Here is a 20,998-nt window from a genome sequence, read left to right as displayed (position 1 = left end):
ATTTCAACTGTAATTATGTGTTTTGTTATAAGAGAGTCATACTCGTTTTACATTTTTACGCTAATTCCTACACATTACTTCCCATAACAAGGATTGGTGGGTAAAATAGTGTAGGTTAGGGGGATTCAACTTTGAAAGATCAACGTTTTAAAATTGCGCATAAAGAGGCGCTTATTGGCATCGGATTAGTCATTATCAACTTTGCCATTTGGTACGGCTTTGCCTACGGACTCGGTTCAGGTGATCCAACAGAATATAAGTATGTATTTGGCTTTCCTGCTTGGTTTTTTTATAGCTGCATTGTTGGTACAGTCTTTATGATTGTGCTCGTTTGGGTTGTCATGAAGCTATTTTTCACCGATGTGTCATTTGATGACGAGGAGGTGGATAAGTAATGCATGAGCAAGTTATTTTTCCACTTATATTGTTTTTAGTCATTATATTTGGTATCGGTATTTGGGCGAATAAACATGTACGCTCGTCTAATTCGTTTTTACAGGAATATTTCCTTGGTGGCCGTGAAATGGGTGGCTTTATCCTTGCGATGACGATGATTGCAACATATGGTAGTGCGAGTAGCTTCATCGGTGGACCAGGTGTGGCTTACAATAAAGGCCTCGGCTGGGTGTTACTTGCGATGGCGCAGCTACCAGCAGGCTATTTTGTATTAATGATTTTAGGTAAGAAGTTTGCCATTATTGCAAGGCGCTATCAGGCCATTACGTTAATCGACTTCTTACGTGAACGCTATAAAAGCCATGTGATCGTTATTTTTTCTGCGATTAGTATTATTGTATTCTTATTCTCAGCAATGATGGCTCAGTGGGTAGGTGGTGCACGTTTAATCGAATCACTCACAGGGTTAAACTATACAGCTGCACTATTTATTTTTGCGATTTCCGTATTAGCCTATGTGATTATTGGAGGTTTCCGCGCTGTTGCGTTAACGGATATGGTGCAAGGGACAATTATGGTTATCGGCACTGTCATCTTGCTCATTGGGACAATCGTTGCGGGTGGCGGTATTGAAAATATTATGGCGGCACTTGTAGCAGAAAATCCAAATCTAATTTCACCATTCGGAGCAGAGGGTGAGTTAACGCCATTATACGTTTCTACGTTTTGGATTTTAATTGGGGTTGGCGTAGTCGGGCTACCACAAATTGCCGTACGTGCAATGAGCTATAAAGATTCGAAAAGTATGCATTTGGCCATTATTATCGGTACAATCGCCATTGGTACCATTATGTTTGGTATGCATCTTATCGGAGTGTTAGCGCGTCCTGTTATGCCAGGAATTGAAATTGGCGATAAAGTTATGCCGCTTCTGACGCTCAAGGTACTACCACCGTTTTTAGCGGGGATTGTATTAGCAGCACCTATGGCAGCAACCATGTCAACGGTCAATGCACTGCTTATGCTAGTAAGTTCAACAGTCGTGAAGGATATTTACCTAAACTATGTGAAACCAACAGCAAGTGATACAGAAATTAAGCGTGCTAGCTTTATTGTCACAACTGTTATTGGCTTAGCGGTTGTTATTTTTGCATTAAACCCTCCAGACTTACTCATTTGGCTGAACTTATTTGCATTTGGTGGGTTAGAAGCAGTCTTTATTTGGTCTGTGGTGCTAGGTCTATACTGGAAAAAGGCCAACAAATACGGGGCAATAGCTTCGATGATTACGGGGATGACGCTTTATATCGTCATTGATCGTTTTTATCCATCCGTATTTGGTATGCATACGGTCACAATCCCAATTCTTACTTCATTCCTTGTCTTTGTAATAGTGAGCTTACTTACTGCACATAAATTTAAAGATGAAAAGTTATTTATTTAGACATCAATAGGAGCCATCTCAAAAGTTATTTGAGATGGCTCCTTTTTTCTGTATTGAAAGTGAAAAGGCAGATAAAAAAGAGGGTTAAAAGCGCTATTGTAATATATTGATTACTGTATACTACTCTTTGTAATGCTACTTTATGAATAATATTTTTTATATAAGTATCTATTTTGTATATATTTTGTATATATAAATAGATGTAATCATAGATTGAAGAAATCATGAAAAAATAGGGGGTTGTTTGGTGAAAATACTAGCTGCTGTTGTAAATGGTATAAATGAAGAATATAAATTTGAAAAGTTATCGCTAGCAGAAATCCAACCTGATGAAGTACTTATTAAAGTAGTAGCAACAGGTATTTGTCATTCAGATGAAGCATTACGTGTCGGTGATGCTGAATTTCCGTTACCAGCAGTACTTGGACATGAAGGTGCTGGTATTGTTGAAGAAGTTGGAAGCTCTGTCAAAGGTTTTAAGATTGGTGATCAAGTTGTTATGTCTTATAAGTATTGTGGCCATTGTACAAGTTGTCGTTCAGGTAGACCAGCGGCTTGTGATAGCTGGGCCAAGTTAAATATGCATGGTACAAGAGAAGACGGCACACATACTTTTTACAAAGAAAATGGTACACCCGTTTCTAATTTTTTCAGTCAGTCTTCATTTGCAACACATACATTAGTACATGAGAATAATTTAGTAAAAGTTGATGATACAGTAGATTTACGCTATATTGGGCCCCTTGGTTGCGGGTTTTTAACGGGCTGTGGTACTGTTGTGAACGGTTTACAGCCGAAATTTGGTTCATCCATTGCTATATTTGGCACAGGAGCAGTTGGGTTAGGGGCATTAATGACAGCAAAAATCGAAGGGTGTAAGACGATTATTGCCATTGATGTTCATGATTCACGTCTCAAACTGGCAAAAGAACTTGGTGCGACGCATACCATTAATAGTATGAATGAAGATTTAGGGGCACGGATACTTGAAATTACTGAGGGAAGCGGCGTTAATTACTCTATTGATACAACTGGTGTCGCAGCGGTGATGAAGGCATCGATTGATGTACTTGGTATAGGCGGTGTATGTGCTCCAGTTGCAGTCACACCTAATAGTATTGAAATTAATACGCTAATGGATTTAGTATTTGCTAATCGTAAGCTCATTGGTGTATTAATGGGTGATACTGTACCACAAATTGCGATTCCTCAATTAATTCAATACCAAAAAAGCGGACAATTCCCATTCGAAAAACTTGTAAAGTTTTATAAATTCGAGCAAATTAATGAAGCATCTGTTGATTCAAATAACGGTTCTACAATAAAGCCAATACTCATTATTGATGAATCTTATCGTGCAGAAGAGCCTCTAATCTAAATAATATAAATAAGAGACCAACTCAACGAGTGAGCTGGCCTCTTGTTTTATCTTTTATTCAAAAAACACTTTATCTACATTGTATTTTGCACGGAATGTGTTGATCGCATATGTTTCATAAATTTCACGTTCCATAGGATCTTCAATTTCATACACTTCAATTTTGAAGATTTCATCACGATGGTTTTGTAGTGGTGACACATTATCTTCAAAGTGCTTTTTAATACGTTGACGGATTTTACGTGCTTTCCCTACAAATAAAAGCTCATTTTTTTCATTGTAGAAAAAGAAGATACCGCCTTTATCACGAGTGATTTTATGGAAGTCAATAAAACCGTGGTAAGGAGTGATTTCTACATCTCCTGGTTTTAATACTTGTTCACGTTGACGAATCACTAAGTCTGGTTTTGGTAGTTCGATTTTAATCAAGATATTCACGTTCCTCTCTATTACATAAAGTATATCCTAACATAATTCAAGCGTCGTGGCTATTACGAACTGAATTATGACATATTAATAACATAAAATCTTGAGTGTGTAAAATTTTTATTACTGTTATGCAAAGGAGACTATTTCTTCTAGTAATGAATAAAATTATAATGACTGAGGTTCTTTATAAAGAACGACTAAGCTAAAAGAAATTATTGTGGCCGTACTTAACTCTAACAACTTAAAAAACTAAATATTCTATATTTTATTGAAATTCCGTATTATTCATGGTACAATTCAGCTTAATTAAATAGTCTTATCAAGAGAAGTCGAGGGATTTGGCCTGTTGACGCTTCAGCAACCTCTAACTTTGTTAGAAAGGTGCTACTTCCAGCAAAGGATTTTTCCTTTGAGAGATAAGAGTGAACGTGATTAAAACCCTTTCATTCTTTCTCACATGGAATGAGGGGGTTTTTTAATTTTAGAAAAAGAGAAATTGATGAAATGGGGAATGCAAAGTGCCGATTAATATTCCGAAAAACTTACCAGCTGGAGAACATTTACGAGAAGAAAAAATCTTCGTTATGGAAGAAGACCGTGCGAGGACACAACAGATTCGTCCGTTAAATTTCTTGATCTTCAACTTAATGCCTGAAAAAGAAAAAACCGAGTTACAGTTATTACGTTTGCTAGGGAATACACCGCTACAAGTAAATATTACGTTTTTAAATACAGCAACACATAAGTCGAAGAATGTCAGTAAATCACATTTACAGTTATTTTACTCAACATTTGACGAAATTCGTCATCGTCGCTTTGACGGCATGATTATTACCGGTGCACCGGTTGAGAAAATGGAGTTTGAGGACGTTAATTATTGGGACGAAATCGCTGAAATTATGGACTGGTCAACGAAAAATGTAACATCAGTTCTACATATTTGTTGGGGGGCACAAGCTGCACTCTACCATCATTACGGTATTGGGAAATTTGAACTTCCTGAAAAATGCTCTGGCGTCTATTCGCATGTTATTACAGATTTGACGGTCGATTTAGTACGGGGATTTAGTGACTTATTTACTGCACCTCACTCACGCTATACATCGGTTTCCATTGATGAAGTACGTAATCACCCTGATTTACGCTTACTATCTTATTCTGAGGATGCTGGCGTCTTTATTGTCCAATCAAAAGATAATAAAAATATTATGATTACAGGCCATTTAGAATATGATGCGACAACCCTAGCTGACGAATACAGTCGTGACATAGAAAAAGGCATTGATGTTGCAGTGCCAGTGAACTATTTCCCAAATAATGACCCTGAAAAAGAGCCAATTAATACATGGCGGGCCCATACACATTTATTATTCTCAAATTGGCTAAACTACTATGTATACCAAGAAACGCCATATGAATGGGATTTTGTCGAAGAAATCGAATATCATATCTAATAAAAAAACCTCCCTTTTTCAAGAGAAAGGGGGGTTTTACTCTTAATGCCAGGCTTTAAACTACAGGAGAAGATTTTAACTGTCTTTTTCTGAGAGCAATGTTTTGGGCTGTTTTTTTATATTTACTTCTTTACCCGAAATCTTTCGAATTTTAGCAATTAGAAGTAACAGTAGCGGTAGAAATACGGCAAATATTGAGGAGTACGGTAACCAAATCTCCTTATTAAATATATCTGAATGGACTATGTTTGGATGAACAATTAGAGAAAGTGCAACTGCAATCATCCCTAGTGGTAATATAAGTGGTCGATGATCTTTAATATTGAGTAATTGCCCTAACCCCTTTACCGTTGCGTAAAAATAGATAAACAATCTAATGTAAATTGTCGTAATCCACATGAAAGTCATAATAATTTCGATACGTTGCAGGAAATTTCCTATTGAAATTTTTTGTGCCAGTGCATAGCTAGGAAAGGTTCGTAAGGATGTATTCGTTGCTCCTAGTACTAAAATCGACAAAGTAATCAATATAATTAAAATCAAACCTCCGAATAAGGTACCTATGTAAAATCCTTTTTGAGCAGATTTTATTACATTGATGCCGGAGGGGAAAATCATTAGTAAAACGACTGAAGGAAAAGCAAAAGCGCTAATGAAAAGTAAAATACCATATATAAATGATCCTGTCGTTGCTTCAAAAAGGGGCTGTATGTTTTGAATATTGATATCTGGAGAGATAAAAATGACAAATATAACGAATAAAAGCAGAAAAACAGGAAATAGTATTTCTGCAGAACGGGCAAAGACTTCTAATCCTAAATACGTAGCAAACATGATAATAAGCATAAATAAAATTGAAAAAGCAACTGTAGGCGTCTCTGGCATGACTTCAGTTTGCATAAATTTACCGATAAAATATAGTAATTCTCCTACAGATAGATAAGCAAATATAATAAATGCAAGAGATATAGTTTTTCCTATAAATTTACCTAATACTTTTTCATTTACTTCAACGAAAGACAAACTAGGTATAATATTTCCAACTGTAATATATAGCTTTATCAATAAAAGGCTGATTGCAACACCTAAAATAGCTGCAATCCAAGCATCCTGTTTAACGATTTCCGCGAGGCTTGATGGTATTATTATGATAGTTGTCCCCATTGAGGAAAGCAGTGTAATTATTGTAAACTGGCGCGCACTAATAACTTGTTTTTCCATAACTTTACCTCTTGTACTTTCTACTGGATTTATATCTACATATCAAGGATTGTTAATATTTTAAAACTGTTTTTAACAGATCTGCAAAAGGCTTAAACAGAATAGTTATCAAGTCTAATGGATTTGGAATAGTAACATTTAAACCTTTCATAATACTTAAAGCTGTTCCGATAAATAGCAAGATGGAAAATGTCCAAATGGTTTTTGTTTCACCCGTTTTCATTAATTGTGGCATTTCGAAGTATATAATCAGTGCTGAAATTGTTACTATTCCTAATGTAATAAACATTTAGAATTACTCCTTTGACTGCTGTGATATTGAGTTATGGATAGTGCCCACTCCAAGTGTACGAACATTGACTTTCACGTTAACTTCTAACTCTGGAAATATCGTAGCCCAATCTTCTTTTATTTTCTTCCACTCTTTAGGATCTGCACGATGAAGTACCTCACTAAACCCTAAGTTATCTACTTGATAATTTTTTTGAATCGTATTTAATACTTGTTCTGTTTTCTCCTTAATTAGGTTACTCGTTTTTTCATTAATCATTTGAATGGTTTCTTTCTCTGCTAAATTAATCGTACAATCTACTTCTCCAACGTTTTGGTCGATCTCAATATGGACAGTAAGTTTTGGAATACCGTTCACGATCTTGCCTTTGATTTTTGTTTTTGATTTAGTGATTTCGGTTGATAGCCGTCCTTCCTTAGGGCAAGAAATCACTTCAATTGTACTCTCAACGTTATCATTCAAAAAATTATAACTTTTACTTTCATCATCAGTTAAAACGCCAACAAATTTGTCCTGTTTAAAAACTGCTAGTCCTGAGAATTCCAGTATGACTGGTGTTTTAATTCTTTCAACATTTGTCTGATCGATGCCTAATTTCGGATCGCCAATTACTTCGATTGCTGTTAGAACAGGACTATTTTCATTACTTCTCAGCGTAGTTATTAAGTCATCTATATTAACAGTTAAAGTAGAACCCCATGCTTTTTCGGAATTCTGGATAGAACTAGATATCTTTTGAGCAGGGATTTTTTCTATAGGCGTTAGAACATTTAACACTTCTTTGGCTGTTGTCTTATTTGCTACTATGATATTAAAGTCATTTCTAATTTCATGGTCTCTCGCTAAAAAATCTATTGTTGGCTCTATTCCTTCAGAAGCTAATTTTTCTCCGATGACAACCACTTGAAGATGTGAAAAGTATGGTTTTCTCGGTGATGAGTTCGTAATTTTCCTTATTGCTTCAAATACTGTTTTCCCTTGAGCGGTGTAGGTAATAACTGGTGCACGCCCACTAGCAGGCTGCTTGGAAGAAATCTGACCAGGATCTACTATTTGCACAGATACCTCATAGTTATCATCTGTTTTATCCACGCCAAGAGCCACAGCGATAGCAAGTTCATTTAACTCACGTTTACTCCAGCAACCACTTAACAAAAAAGTGAGTAAAGTTAGTAGAATAACGGTTGTTATCTTTTTCATATCGAAACCCTCTTTTTCCACACATTTATTGTCAATTGTTGTTTTCATTCTTTAAATGCTTATGTCCTCGAATAGTGTTACTTTTACTAACTAAGCGTGGTCGAGTTAATAAAGACCCACGCGGAAACAAGACTAAGGCATCCTTTTGATCGTCTGGAATGATAGGTGCAAAAGGACTCATATAAGGTACTCCAAAAGAGCGCAAACTGCATAAATGAAGGATTAAAGCCATTACACCAATTATTACGCCAAATAAACCAAAACCTGCTGCTAAGAACATTAAAGGAAAACGCAGAACACGGATTGTGTTAGACAGACCATAAGCTGGGAAAAGAAAACTACAAATCGCTGTTAAAGCCACAATGATCACCATTACTGCCGAGACAATACCAGCTTCTACTGCTGCTTGTCCAATAACCAACGTCCCAACAATTGAAACAGCTGGCCCAATCGTTCTCGGCATACGAAGCCCGGCTTCCCTTAATATTTCAAATGCAATCTCCATAATCAGAGCTTCAACAAAGGCGGGGAAGGGAACTCCTTCTCGCTGAGAGGCAAGACTGATCAACATTGCTGTAGGTAACATTTCTTGATGAAACGTAGTGATTGAAACATAAAGGGAAGGGACAATCAAAGAAATGCTTATACCGAAAAACCTTAAGAATCGAATTAGTGAACTAATAATGAAATTTTGGTAATAGTCCTCTGAAGATTGCAGAAAAGATGTAAGTAGGGCAGGGACAATTAGAACAAAGGGTGTACCATCCACGAAAATAGCAACTTTCCCTTCTAATAATTCAGCTGAGATGACATCGGGCCGTTCAGAATTATAAATGGTTGGGAAAATTGTATATTTAGAATCTTGTATCAATGCTTCAATATAACCGCTCTCCAGAATGCTATCAATATCAATACTGTCTAAACGATTAAGTACTTCTTTTACAATTTTTTCGTTTGCAATTCCATTAATGTACATAACTGCAATATCCGTTTGTGTTACTTTCCCAATAACCCTTGATTTAATCCAAAGATTAGGATTCTTAATCTTACGACGAATTAATGCAGTATTAGTACGAAGGGTTTCTGTAAAAGACTCTTTTGGACCTCTTATAACGGATTCCGTAGAAGGTTCAGTTATTGCTCGATCCTTTGAGCTTTTAGTACTTGTTGCAATCCCTTTTGTCACGCCATCCAGTAAAATGACAGTTTCTCCATTTAAAATAGAGTTAAACAATGTTGGGAAATCGCCAATATCTTTAACATCTCCAACTGGTAAACAAGTATCTTTTAAGTATTGATTGACTGCTTCTGATTTACTTTCAAAAGGCTCATCAAAATCCAACATAAGCGATTCCATTATAAAATCTGTAATTGCTGTTTTATCGGCTAAACCGTCTGTATAAACAATTGCAATAGGTTGTTTCTCGGATTTCCCAATCAAAATCTCACGTATGATAATATCGTTGCTATTACCAACCGCTCTTTTTATAGTTTTAATATTTTGTGCAAGAGATGGATTAAGTAAATGTTTTGTAGAATTTGATGTTGGTTGGGAGGTGTCGTTATGATTATTTTTTGAACTACTCACTATAAAATCCTCCTCCATCTGTAGTTAGAGCTAATAAGAGGATGGTCAATTTTAAATCGAGATAAACAAACAATTACGTTGTGAAAAAAAAGAGGTAGTCTCATGCAGTCAAAATGCATAAAAAACGGGCAGTCTCAAAACTACTTGAGACTGCCCGTTTTTGCTGTTATTTTTTATAGTCGTATTTTAATTCATCAATTGCACGATCGACATCTACGTGTAAATTATGCTCATTGAAAAACCAAATATCTCTTTCATCGATATAGTAGGTAACACCATCAACAACGGTTTGAACACCAATGTCGATTGGTTCCTCGCGTGTCATACCGAGAGAAAAGCCTTCATGAAAAGGACTTGAACCACCATATCTAGCATAAAAACGAATGGTATCACCTTTTTCAACTTCCATTTCATGTTTAAACCATTTAAGAGCCGCATCTGTTAGTGTAATCTTCATGTTATGCTCCTTTCGTACGTTAAATCCATTTCACTTTTGGTTCAGTACCATTTTTAATACGTGTAATGTTTGCACGATGGCGGTAGACAATAAAGCTAAATAAACACGCCACTAAAATAAATAAAGCAAAATCACCTGTAACAAAATAATAAACGATTGAATAAATAAGTGCCACTGAAGAGACAATTATTGATGTTAAACTAACAATTTTCGTCAGCTTTAGTGTGAGAAAGAATGTGAAGAATAATACAATAAACAATGGCCAAGAATAGCCAAGTACTACACCAGCAGATGTGGCAACAGCTTTACCACCACGGAAGCCTGCAAATACCGGAAACACATGACCGACAACTGCAACAACGCCAAGAATCAATGGATGGATCGTCGCCTCAGAGAATGCAGGCAACATCGCCAATAATACAGCTGCTGTTCCTTTTAAAACGTCCATAACCGTGACAATCAGACCTGCTTTTTTTCCTAAAATACGAAAAGTATTTGTAGCTCCTAAGTTACCGCTACCATGCTCTCGTATATCTATTTTGTAAAAGATTTTTCCAATCCATAACCCTGAAGGTATAGAGCCGATTAGATAAGCACATAAAATAAGTAGACCGTTTATCATTGATAAGCTCCTTTCATTTATTACTTGGTACTAATAGTTTGTGATGAACATTTTACACTTTTTCTTTACAATTCACAATGACATGAAGGAGTTTTCCTAGTGAATCGGGAATTCCTTTACAAGAGAAGAGCTTTCTCTAAAATATAGGTTATATAGCAATTTTGTCAATATTACTTTCCTTTGGTAGAATAGAAGTCTATCATTTATTTTCTAAGTCAAGGAGTAATAATATAAATTTATTTGCGCCTGCTACTGGCTATTGACAGGGAATGCTATTATTATTAGGATGAGAACGTAATCAGAACGTGCGTTTGTTTTTTGGAGGGGAATCTTTTGGCGAATAAACAGTCACCTAGCGTCTATAATGATGACGCGATTCAAGTTTTAGAAGGATTAGAAGCGGTACGAAAGCGACCGGGCATGTATATTGGTTCCACAGATGGTCGAGGGCTTCATCACCTTGTATATGAAATCGTAGATAATTCGGTAGATGAAGCGTTGGCCGGCTTTGGTTCTCATATCATTGTCACAATACATCGAGATCAAAGTTTAAGCGTTCGAGATTTCGGACGAGGTATGCCAACAGGTATGCATAAAATGGGCAAACCGACACCGGAAATAATTTTCACAGTTTTACATGCAGGTGGGAAATTTGGACAAGGCGGTTATAAAACGAGTGGTGGTTTACACGGTGTAGGTTCATCTGTTGTGAACGCCTTGTCGACATTTTTAGAAGTAACGATACATCGTGATGGAAAAAAATATAAACAACGTTTTGAAAATGGTGGCCACCCTGCAACTACACTTGAAGAAATCGGTAATACGAAACAGACAGGAACACTCGTACATTTCTTACCAGATGACACGATTTTCTCTGTTACAAAATTCAACTATGATACGCTTGCAGAACGTTTACGCGAGTCAGCATTTTTACTAAAAGGCTTAAAAATTGAATTAATCGATGAGCGCGAGGAAGGCAAAGGGGATGTTTTCTATTATGAAAACGGCATAGAAGCTTTTGTTGCTTATTTGAACGAGGAGAAGGATATACTTCATCCCGTGAAATACATCGAAGGAACGCAAGATGAAATCGAAGTTGAATTTGCCTTCCAGTATAATGACGGCTATTCAGAGACCATTTTATCGTTCGTTAATAACGTGCGTACACGTGATGGTGGTACACATGAAACGGGTACGAAAGCAGCGTTAACTCGTGTATTTAATGAATATGCACGTAAAATTGGATTATTAAAAGAAAAAGACAAAAATCTAGAAGGTTCGGATATTCGTGAAGGCTTAGCAGCTGTAATTTCTGTTCGTATTCCTGAGAATTTACTGCAGTTTGAGGGGCAAACGAAAAGTAAGCTTGGCACAAGTGAAGCGCGTTCGGCGGTCGATGCTGTTGTTTCTGAGCAAATGTTATATGTGCTTGAAGAGAATGCTGAGCTATCTGCATCGCTTGTTCGTAAGGCCATTCGAGCGCAGCAAGTGCGTGAAGCGGCTCGTAAAGCTCGTGAAGATGCTCGTAACGGTAAGAAAAACAAAAAGGCAAGTACGCTTCTTTCAGGAAAATTAACGCCTGCACAGTCCCGTAACGCAGCGAGAAATGAATTGTACTTAGTCGAAGGAGATTCTGCAGGAGGTTCAGCTAAGCAAGGTCGGGATCGTTCGTTCCAAGCAATTTTGCCACTGCGTGGAAAAGTTATTAATACGGAAAAGGCAAAGCTACAGGACATTATGAAAAATGAAGAAATCTCCACAATTATTCATGCGATTGGCGCTGGAGTTGGGACAGATTTTTCTGTAGAGGATGCTGCTTACGATAAGGTTGTTATTATGACCGATGCCGATACAGACGGTGCACATATCCAGGTCTTGCTATTAACGTTCTTTTATCGTTATATGCGCCCACTAATTGAAGCTGGGAAAGTGTTTATTGCTTTACCACCACTATATAAAGTGTCAAGGGGTACTGGTAAAAAAGAAGTCGTTGCGTATGCATGGACAGAAAATGATTTACAAGCTGCTATCCAAAAAGTCGGGAAAGGCTATATGCTTCAGCGTTATAAAGGACTTGGTGAGATGAACGCCGATCAATTGTGGGATACAACTATGAACCCTGAAACACGTACATTAATCCGCGTTACTATTGAGGATGGCGTAAGTGCTGAGCGACGTGTCACAACGTTAATGGGGGACAAAGTAGAACCACGCCGTAAATGGATCGAAGCGAATGTAAACTTCGGTATGGAGGATGATTCAAATATCCTAGATAATGAATTCATCCAACAAGAGGAGGACCAAGTATGAGTAGTACGGAAAAGTTTCAAGATTTGCCATTAGAAGAAGTAATGGGTGACCGTTTTGGTCGCTATAGTAAATATATTATTCAAGACCGCGCGTTGCCTGATGCACGCGACGGTCTTAAACCAGTACAACGCCGCATTTTATTTGCCATGTTTACAGAGGGGAATACAAATGAAAAACCGTTCCGTAAGTCTGCCAAAACAGTAGGGAACGTAATCGGTAACTACCATCCACACGGTGATAGTTCTGTATATGAAGCAATGGTGCGTATGAGTCAGGATTGGAAAGCTCGTCATATGCTTATAGAAATGCACGGTAATAACGGATCCGTCGATGGTGATCCACCAGCAGCAATGCGTTATACCGAAGCGAGACTTTCTGCGATTGCTGCTGAAATGCTTCGTGATATTGGTAAAAATACAGTTGAATTTGTACCAAACTTTGATGATCAAGATATGGAGCCAACGGTTTTACCATCTCGCTTCCCAAATCTGCTTGTCAATGGTTCGACAGGAATTTCAGCAGGATATGCGACAGATATTCCGCCGCATGCACTTGATGAAGTGCTTGACGCTGTATTAATGCGCTTAGATAACCCATCCGCAACTGTCGATGAGTTAATGACTGTTATTAAAGGGCCTGATTTCCCTACAGGTGGGATTATTCAAGGTGTCGATGGCATCAAGAAAGCGTATGAAACAGGTCGAGGCAAAATTATTGTACGTGCACTGGCAGACATTGAAACGTTAAAAGGTGGAAAAGAACAAATTGTTATTACAGAGTTGCCATATGACGTCAATAAAGCGAATCTCGTGAAAAAAATTGACGAGCAGCGTGTCGACAAACGTCTTGATGGGATTGCCGAAATTCGTGATGAGTCAGACCGTACAGGATTACGTGTTGTGATCGAGTTGAAAAAGGATATTCCAGGACGCGCAATTTTAAACTATTTATTTAAAACAACTGATTTGCAAGTTGCTTATAACTTCAATATGATTGCCATTCATAATCGTCGACCAACAATGATGACATTACCTCTCCTTTTAGATGCCTACATAGCACACCAAAAGGAAATAGTCACAAACCGTTCTATTTATGATTTGCAAAAGGCGAAAGATCGCTCACATATCGTAGAAGGGCTTATTAAAGCATTGTCGATTTTAGATGAGGTAATTGCAACAATTCGTTCATCCAATGATAAACGTGATGCAAAAACGAATTTACAAGTGAAGTATGACTTTACCGAAGTACAATCAGAGGCTATTGTAAGCTTGCAATTATATCGTTTAACGAATACAGATATAACTGAACTTCGTCATGAGCAGAATGAACTGAATGCCCTGATCACAAAACTTGAAAGCATTTTAAATAGTGAGGCCAAGTTAATTCGTGTCATTAAACAAGAACTAATTGACATAAAAAAACGTTTTACACAACCACGTCGTTCTAAAATCGAACGTGATATTGAAGAAATTAAAATCACATTAGATGTGCTTGTACCGAGTGAAGAAGTAGTCGTGACCGTAACGAAAGACGGATATATTAAACGAACATCTATCCGTTCACATGCTGCTTCAAACGGGAAAGATATTGCGATGAAAGAATCGGATTACTTATTGTATGAAGGTAACTTAAATACGCAGCACCATTTACTGCTCTTTACGAACCGTGGAAATTATATTTATCAGCCGGTACATGAACTGCCTGAAATTCGTTGGAAAGATCTCGGGCAACATATTTCAAGTATTGTACCAACAGGAGAAGACGAATCAATTATAAAAGTATTCGGCTTTGAAACATTTGATCAACCAAACAAATATATTCTAACAGCGACAAAAGTAGGGCAAATCAAACGTTCGCCACTAGCAGATTATGCAGTGACACGTTATTCTAAGCCGATTAAAACAATGAATGTCAAAGCTGGTGACGAAATGATTATGGCTGATTTTGTCACGGATGAAGCGGAATTGTTATTAACGACAGATACGGCTTATGCAATTCGTTTCCCAATTGAAGAATTACCAGTTACTGGTGTCAAAACAGGTGGGGTAAAAGGTATTACTTTAAAAGATGGGGAAGCATTAGTTGGTGTCAATATCCTAAATCCGAATGAAACTGAGTATGTAGTCATTGTGACACAGCGTGGGGCTGTCAAAAAAATGAATGTCGCTGAGGTAGAAGTTGCAAGTCGAGCAAAACGAGGCTTAAAAGTACTTACAGAACTCAAGGCAAATCCACATCGTATTATTGCTGTTGTAAAAGCATGTAATGATGAGCAATTAATTGTAGAGACTGAAAAGGGTGTACAAGAGGTGTTAGATGTTCAGACGCTAAATCGTGCAGACCGCCATTCAAACGGCTCCTTTAAAGTCGATGTTGCCTCTGACGGTGCTATTTTACATGTATTAAAAGAGAAAAAAGAGAAATAAGCAAAAAGCCCATATTCCTTTCAAGGAATGGGCTTTTTTATTTTCCGGAATTATGAAATATATTTGATAGAACTAGTGTCTATATCGAAGTATTTTCGCATATAATAAAAAAGGCTGATTTTTATAATAAGAGGTCAGTTCAACATTCCTTATTTAAAAAATACCCGTTTTTTTACTTTAAGGACCTATATAATATATAATTAAAATTAAAAACAGCACATTTTATCATTAAGGTGGTGTAAGTGGATGACGTATGAGAAACTATCAAAAATATATTATAAAAGCGAAGATCTATATAAACAGGAATACGAAAAACGATTTCAAGGCTATGGTACGTTTCAAACAGGGTTAAAAATTCGACCTGTTCAAAAAGGGAAGCATATAGGAGAACCCGTTGAACTATTTATCGTTCATACACATAAGCTAATGAAACTACATGAAGAGATACTTCTAAATAGTTTTCAAATACGTTCTATGGTTGAACAAATGCCTGCCGTTGCCGTACAGCCATACTTTGATAAACTACTTATAAACGAACTACAAAGCACCAATGAAATCGAGGGCGTTCGTAGCACAAAAATGGAACTAACTCAGGTGTTGCAAAGTGTAAAGGAAAAAAACCTGCCCAAAGATAAACGTTTTATCGGACTTATGAAGACTTATCAATATTTAGATCACATTAAACCTTTTGAAGCTATAACAGATTTTCGTAAACTGTATGATGATATTGTGGCAGAGGAAGTTGACGCAGCATCTCAACCGGACGGTGAACTATTTCGAAAAGAATCTGTGAGCATTACGGATGGCCATAAAGCGACACATATCGGAGTATTTCCTGAAGAGCAAATAAAATGGCATCTTCAAGAACTAATTGAGTTTCTGGAACATTCTCAAACACCAGATTTGTATAAATTCATGCTCGCTCATTATTATTATGAGTATATTCATCCGTTTTATGATGGTAACGGTCGTACAGGAAGATTACTCGTATGTAGCTATGTAGCACGAAAACTTGATAAGTTCACAGCCATTACACTTTCTTATACTATCAATCAAGATAAACAAAAGTATTATAAAGCATTGGAAGAGCTCTCTCAGCCACTTAATAAAGGGGAAGGGACATTTTATATGCAGAGCTTGCTTGAATTACTACGTGATGGACAAAAGCATGTAATTGAGGATTTAGAATTAGGGCTTGCTAAACTTCAAAAAATAAATACGCATCTCCTTCATCTAGACTGGGCAGATCATGACCAGAAGCGGCTACTGGCAACTTTACTTGAAGTGTCCGTTTTTGCAGGAACGTACCATCACTTATCTAATTCTGAACTAATAGAAGCCACATCACTCTCTCGTTATAAAGTGGATACCTATTTAAGTACATTTGAGTCAATGGGTATCGCAACCAAAATCCGTCAACGTCCTGTAACCTATCAACTTAATGATAACTATATTGACGATGTACTTAATGCTTCATTAAATCCATAGCACCCAGCGCGTAGATTTTTTATAATCTATGCGCTGGGTGTTTAATTGTTTATTTTAAAAAATATTTTCCTACGTGAAATTGACTAAAGAATTGGGGGTATTTGTAATTTCAATTCAGTATGACGGGGATACCCCTCATTTAAAGCGTTTCCTGAGCCCGTTGAATAGCTTAGACGTCGAATGATGCATATTTATGCTATTAGTTACACAAACCCTTTAAACGGGATGCAAGCAGCTAACTGTTAGTGACAAGTACTTTAGCGTAATCCAAAAACGAAATTGGGTATAATTGACAATAAATGGACTAGAACATACTATCGAAATTAGAATATAAAAAATAATACATTTAAAGAAGTGGGAGGATTCTAAAAGAGATACATCATGATTCCTATTGATATTCAATTTACCCAACTTAGTCTATCAACTGTATTATCCGAAAAAAAGTTGGGAAATGTTCATTTAAGATTCAATATTATTTGTAAGGCTGGAGGGAATGAAAAAATGAAAAGTAATATTTTAGTGGTTGGTGGATATGGTCAAGTAGGGAAGGTGATATGTACTAACCTGTCTGCAATATATCCAGGCAAAATTAAATGTGCTGGAAGGAATTTAGCAAAGGCAAAGGACTTTGCGTTATTAACAGAGGGGAAAGTATTCCCAAAACAACTTGATATCTACAATATTGATAAATCAGATGAAATATTTAATGACACAGCAATTGTCATTATGTGCCTCGATCAAAAAGAAAGTCGTTTTGTAGAATTATGTATCGAACATAAAATTCATTACATCGATATTTCACCTTCATATACAATTCTTTCAGAAATCGAGAAATTGAATAACAAAGCAAAGTGTTTTGGTACAACCATTGTATTAGGTGTCGGTTTAGCACCAGGGCTATCTAATTTACTGGTGAAGCAAAGTAAAATCCAATTCGATCATATTAAGGAAGTTGATATGTATCTCATGCTAGGGATAGGTGAAAGGCATGGAAGAGATGGGGTTGAATGGCTATTGAATAATCTTAATACAAACTTTTACTCATTTGAAAATGGCTACCCGAAACTATTTACTAGTTTTAGTGATGGTAAGAGAACGAAATTATCAAGCAAACATGGTATTAGAACGGCCTATAGATTTGACCTTGCAGATCAGCATATTGTTCAAAAAACTTTGGAAATTGAATCTGTATCATCTCGATTTTGTTATGATTCTACTATTGCAACAAGTGCAATTGCACGATTGAAAAGGCTAGGTATATTTCGATTACTTAAAATCACATTTATAAGAAGTGTTTTTATTTCAGTACTTGAAGGTGTATTAAGTATTTTCCAACGATTACATATAGGCACAGATGCATATGCGGTAAAAGCCGAAGTGAAAGGAATAAAAAACGGGAAAGGGGTAATTGTTCAAACCTCAATCTACGGGAAAAACAATACAGAAATAACAGGTAGAGTGGCATCTTTTGTTGCTGATCGACTGATTAAAAATAAATACCCTAAAGGAATATTTTTCATAGAACAACTTTTTGAGCTAGATGATTTATTGCCAATTTTATCAAAAGACATATCGTTTAATTATGAAGGTACCGTCGAAAATTTTGTGTAAATGACTGTCACACATTTAAGACAATGTAGACTGGAATTACTCAAAAGGGTGAGGCGTGTTAATACGTATTCAGAACTAGGAATCTTCGAGTGTAAATTGAGATATTTTAGAAACTAAAAACACAACCACTACTTTAATCATCAGAGTGGTTGTGCTTTTTATATTTCGTGAAATTTCTTTCAATACTTTCTTTTTTAGTTTTCGTTACACGTTCATGTGTACTAAAAGGGGAGAATTGACGTTTTTTTTCGACATCCTTTTCACTTGTTCTCTTTAGATGTAGTCGTTTTTTTTTAGCATTTGATTGTGTCATGAGAAAACCTCCAACTATTATTACCAATATAGTACCGAATAGGGGAGAAAAAGTAAAACCTCGTAAGCAGAGCGCTTACGAGGTTTTCATCAATAAAATTAGTGAGAAACGTCTTGTACTGAAATACCAGTGTTTGCTTTAACGTTAACTTCACGGTATTTAGCATCATTAGTTTCTTTAGAAAGCATTGTACCAATCCAACCACCTAAGAAGCCTAGTGGTACTGAGATTAGTGCTGGGTTCGTTAACATAATTAACGGATCACCAACGAAAATTGCTTTACCTTCAACTGGATTCCAAACGTTTGGAGATACAGCTACTAAAACTAAAGCAGAGATTAAACCTGTTAACATTGCTGTAACCGCACCAGTTGTGTTGAACTTTTTCCAGTAAATTGTGTAGATAATTACTGGTAAGTTAGAAGAAGCTGCAATACAGAATGCTAACGATACTAAGAATGCTACGTTAAGTGTCTGTGCACCAAGTGCAAGTAAGATAGATACTACAGAGATTGTGATAGAACCGATACGAGCAGCCAAAACTTGCTCTTTCTCTGAAATTTTACCCTTTTTAATGATTTGACCATAAATATCATGTGATAGGGCAGATGCACCAGAAAGTACGAGTCCTGCTACTACTGCTAAGATTGTTGCAAATGCTACCGCACAGATGAATGAGAATAAAATTTCGCCACCAAGCGCTTCCGCAAGAAGTGGTGCAGCCATGTTTCCAGCTGGATTTGCAGCGATAATTGTTTCTTTACCTACGAATGCAGCAGCACCGAAGCCTAAGAAGATTGTAAGAACGTAGAAGATACCTACGATCCAAGTAGCCCAAATTACTGAAGATCGAGCTGTTTTTGCATCTTTTACTGTGAAGAAACGCATTAAGATATGTGGAAGACCTGCTGTACCTAATACAAGTGCGATTAACATCGAAATCGTATCAATACCATTTGTATATCTAAGACCTGGATTTAAGTATGCTGCACCATTATCAGTAGCAGTTGTCATTTCAAGGAACATGTTTGAAATACTGAAGCCGAACTTTTGTAGAACTAAGAATGAGATAATCATAGTACCTAACATTAAAAGAGCCGCTTTAATAATTTGAACCCAAGATGTCGCTGTCATACCACCGAATAAAACGTAAACTGTCATCATGACACCTACAAGTAGTACCGCTGCCCAGTAATCGATTCCTAAAAGTAATTGAATAAGTCCGCCTGCACCAACTAACTGTGCAATCATGTAGAACAATACAATTGTAATTGTACTTAATGCTGCTGTACCACGCACTTTTGAGTTCTCAAAACGAGCTGTGATCATGTCAGCTAATGTGAATTTACCAAGGTTACGTAGTGGTTCAGCTACGATGTAAAGTACCACTAAGTAAGCTACTAAGTATCCGATAGAGAAGAAGAATCCATCAAATCCGAATAATGCAACAGCACCAGCAATACCTAGGAACGATGCTGCTGATAAGTAGTCACCAGCAATAGCTAGTCCATTTTGCCAACCAGTTAAACCGCCGCCTGCAGTGTAGAAATCACTTGCAGAAGAAGTACGTTTAGATGCCCACCATGTAATAACTAATGTAAGACCTACAATTGATACGAAGAAAAATAATGCAGTAAAGCTCATCGGCGGCCACCTCCATTTTCATACTCTGCGATAATCGCTTTTGCTTCTCTGTCATAGCTGTTTGCTTTAGCTACGTATAAATGACATAAACTCCAAGTCATTATGAATAATCCTGCTGAATAGATCCACACCCAAGTAATTTCCCCAATTGCTTTTTGGTGTAAGACAGTCGTGTACGAAGTAAGAATTGGAAGTAACATGTATGCCCCTAAGAAGAATACTGCCATTGACCAAAGAAACGTAGACTTTTTTCGTACGAGTGCTTTAAACGATTCTTGATTCGCAATTGCATCATAATCAATTACGATGCTTTTACCTGTTTGATTGTTCGCCATAAACATTCCCCATTTTGTGTTTATTTTTACTGCTTTAAGACTAGTTTTTGCTAGCTTAGTGAATTACATCTTCATTTTATGAAACTGTTCACAAAATTGCAATACATTTTTAGAAAAATTATGTAAAAAAAATTTTTCTAAAAATAGACTTCAAATAGAAAATACACTACAAAGCCTAGAAAATAAAGGGTTTTGCAATATTCAGATAAATAAAAAAAGCTAGGATAATACTAGGTTCTTAGCAGAAAAAAAGTAGACATTTTTGAGAGAATAGTGGATTTTTCCATAAAATTTATTTAATTTCATTTGTCTGAAAAATACATTTTCGGTGATTTTTCTATAAAGAATAATATTGCTCAATAAATAAATTGCTTAAATTTTAATAATAATA

The 20,998-nt window shown here is 36.6% G+C and carries 18 protein-coding genes and 1 riboswitch; of the genes, 8 read left to right on the top strand and 10 right to left on the bottom strand.

Features of this window, described 5'->3' with window-relative positions:
• Positions 1–131: 131 nt before the first annotated feature.
• The 3 genes from AEA09_RS08020 to AEA09_RS08010 all read left to right on the top strand — a co-directional run bounded on the left by AEA09_RS08020 (position 132) and on the right by AEA09_RS08010 (position 3,218).
• On the top strand, positions 132–395 hold the full coding sequence (locus tag AEA09_RS08020; RefSeq protein WP_053583334.1) for a YhdT family protein: 264 nt from the start codon (positions 132–134) through the stop codon (positions 393–395).
• Positions 395–1,840 (top strand): sodium/pantothenate symporter, encoded by a 1,446-nt coding sequence (gene panF / locus AEA09_RS08015; protein WP_053583333.1) that lies wholly within the window; start codon positions 395–397, stop codon positions 1,838–1,840. The genes AEA09_RS08020 and panF overlap by 1 nt, the downstream gene beginning before the upstream one ends.
• A gap of 247 nt (positions 1,841–2,087) precedes the next feature.
• Entirely contained in the window at positions 2,088–3,218 is a 1,131-nt protein-coding gene (locus AEA09_RS08010; protein ID WP_053583332.1) for an NAD(P)-dependent alcohol dehydrogenase, read from the top strand.
• Positions 3,219–3,272: 54 nt separating this feature from the next.
• Here AEA09_RS08010 and AEA09_RS08005 read toward each other — a convergent pair whose 3' ends face one another.
• Positions 3,273–3,647, bottom strand: a complete 375-nt coding sequence (locus tag AEA09_RS08005; RefSeq protein ID WP_053583331.1) for a nucleotide excision repair endonuclease — start codon at positions 3,645–3,647, stop codon at positions 3,273–3,275.
• Positions 3,648–3,960: 313 nt separating this feature from the next.
• Positions 3,961–4,070: riboswitch (SAM riboswitch) on the top strand.
• Positions 4,071–4,165: 95 nt separating this feature from the next.
• On the opposite strand from AEA09_RS08005, the gene metA reads away from it, so the two are divergent.
• Complete coding sequence (gene metA / locus AEA09_RS08000; RefSeq protein WP_053583330.1) at positions 4,166–5,101, top strand: homoserine O-acetyltransferase MetA; 936 nt, start codon at positions 4,166–4,168, stop codon at positions 5,099–5,101.
• A 75-nt stretch (positions 5,102–5,176) separates the two neighbouring features.
• On the opposite strand, the gene AEA09_RS07995 is transcribed toward metA, so the two are convergent.
• From AEA09_RS07995 to plsY, 6 genes are all read right to left on the bottom strand, one after another.
• Positions 5,177–6,322, bottom strand: coding sequence for a GerAB/ArcD/ProY family transporter (locus tag AEA09_RS07995; RefSeq protein ID WP_053583329.1), 1,146 nt, complete (start codon positions 6,320–6,322; stop codon positions 5,177–5,179).
• Positions 6,323–6,374: 52 nt separating this feature from the next.
• A complete protein-coding gene (locus AEA09_RS07990) occupies positions 6,375–6,611 on the bottom strand; it encodes a hypothetical protein (protein WP_053583328.1) in 237 nt (78 codons plus the stop codon).
• A gap of 6 nt (positions 6,612–6,617) precedes the next feature.
• Positions 6,618–7,814 carry a Ger(x)C family spore germination protein gene (locus AEA09_RS07985; RefSeq protein ID WP_053583327.1) on the bottom strand — a complete coding sequence of 399 codons (1,197 nt, stop codon included), beginning with the start codon at positions 7,812–7,814 and terminating at the stop codon, positions 6,618–6,620.
• Between the two features lie 31 nt (positions 7,815–7,845).
• On the bottom strand, positions 7,846–9,420 hold the full coding sequence (locus AEA09_RS07980; RefSeq protein ID WP_053583326.1) for a spore germination protein: 1,575 nt from the start codon (positions 9,418–9,420) through the stop codon (positions 7,846–7,848).
• 148 nt (positions 9,421–9,568) lie between these two features.
• Positions 9,569–9,859 (bottom strand): HesB/YadR/YfhF family protein, encoded by a 291-nt coding sequence (locus AEA09_RS07975; RefSeq protein ID WP_053583325.1) that lies wholly within the window; start codon positions 9,857–9,859, stop codon positions 9,569–9,571.
• A gap of 19 nt (positions 9,860–9,878) precedes the next feature.
• Entirely contained in the window at positions 9,879–10,481 is a 603-nt protein-coding gene (gene plsY / locus AEA09_RS07970) for a glycerol-3-phosphate 1-O-acyltransferase PlsY (RefSeq protein ID WP_053583324.1), read from the bottom strand.
• A 333-nt stretch (positions 10,482–10,814) separates the two neighbouring features.
• Here plsY and parE point away from each other — a divergent pair, with 333 nt between their 5' ends.
• The 4 genes from parE to AEA09_RS07950 all read left to right on the top strand — a co-directional run bounded on the left by parE (position 10,815) and on the right by AEA09_RS07950 (position 18,316).
• Complete coding sequence (gene parE, locus AEA09_RS07965) at positions 10,815–12,791, top strand: DNA topoisomerase IV subunit B (protein ID WP_053583323.1); 1,977 nt, start codon at positions 10,815–10,817, stop codon at positions 12,789–12,791.
• On the top strand, positions 12,788–15,217 hold the full coding sequence (gene parC / locus AEA09_RS07960; RefSeq protein ID WP_053583322.1) for a DNA topoisomerase IV subunit A: 2,430 nt from the start codon (positions 12,788–12,790) through the stop codon (positions 15,215–15,217). Before parE ends, parC begins: the two co-directional genes overlap by 4 nt.
• Positions 15,218–15,463: 246 nt before the next feature.
• Entirely contained in the window at positions 15,464–16,705 is a 1,242-nt protein-coding gene (locus tag AEA09_RS07955; RefSeq protein WP_053583321.1) for a Fic family protein, read from the top strand.
• A 381-nt stretch (positions 16,706–17,086) separates the two neighbouring features.
• Entirely contained in the window at positions 17,087–18,316 is a 1,230-nt protein-coding gene (locus AEA09_RS07950) for a saccharopine dehydrogenase family protein (protein ID WP_053583320.1), read from the top strand.
• A gap of 133 nt (positions 18,317–18,449) precedes the next feature.
• Here the strand turns inward: AEA09_RS07950 and AEA09_RS07945 are convergent, their stop codons facing one another.
• From AEA09_RS07945 to AEA09_RS07935, 3 genes are all read right to left on the bottom strand, one after another.
• Complete coding sequence (locus tag AEA09_RS07945; protein WP_053583319.1) at positions 18,450–18,629, bottom strand: hypothetical protein; 180 nt, start codon at positions 18,627–18,629, stop codon at positions 18,450–18,452.
• A 98-nt stretch (positions 18,630–18,727) separates the two neighbouring features.
• Positions 18,728–20,272 carry a solute symporter family protein gene (locus tag AEA09_RS07940; protein ID WP_053583318.1) on the bottom strand — a complete coding sequence of 515 codons (1,545 nt, stop codon included), beginning with the start codon at positions 20,270–20,272 and terminating at the stop codon, positions 18,728–18,730.
• The gene (locus tag AEA09_RS07935; protein WP_053583317.1) at positions 20,269–20,607 is read right to left on the bottom strand and encodes a DUF485 domain-containing protein; all 339 of its coding nucleotides are present in this window, start codon (positions 20,605–20,607) and stop codon (positions 20,269–20,271) included. Before AEA09_RS07935 ends, AEA09_RS07940 begins: the two co-directional genes overlap by 4 nt.
• Between the last annotated feature and the right edge of the window lie 391 nt (positions 20,608–20,998).

The organism is Lysinibacillus contaminans, from assembly GCF_001278945.1.
Lineage (GTDB): Bacteria > Bacillota > Bacilli > Bacillales_A > Planococcaceae > Lysinibacillus > Lysinibacillus contaminans.
Note: the sequence above shows the minus strand (reverse complement) of the source record. Positions and strands in the feature narration are given on the sequence as shown.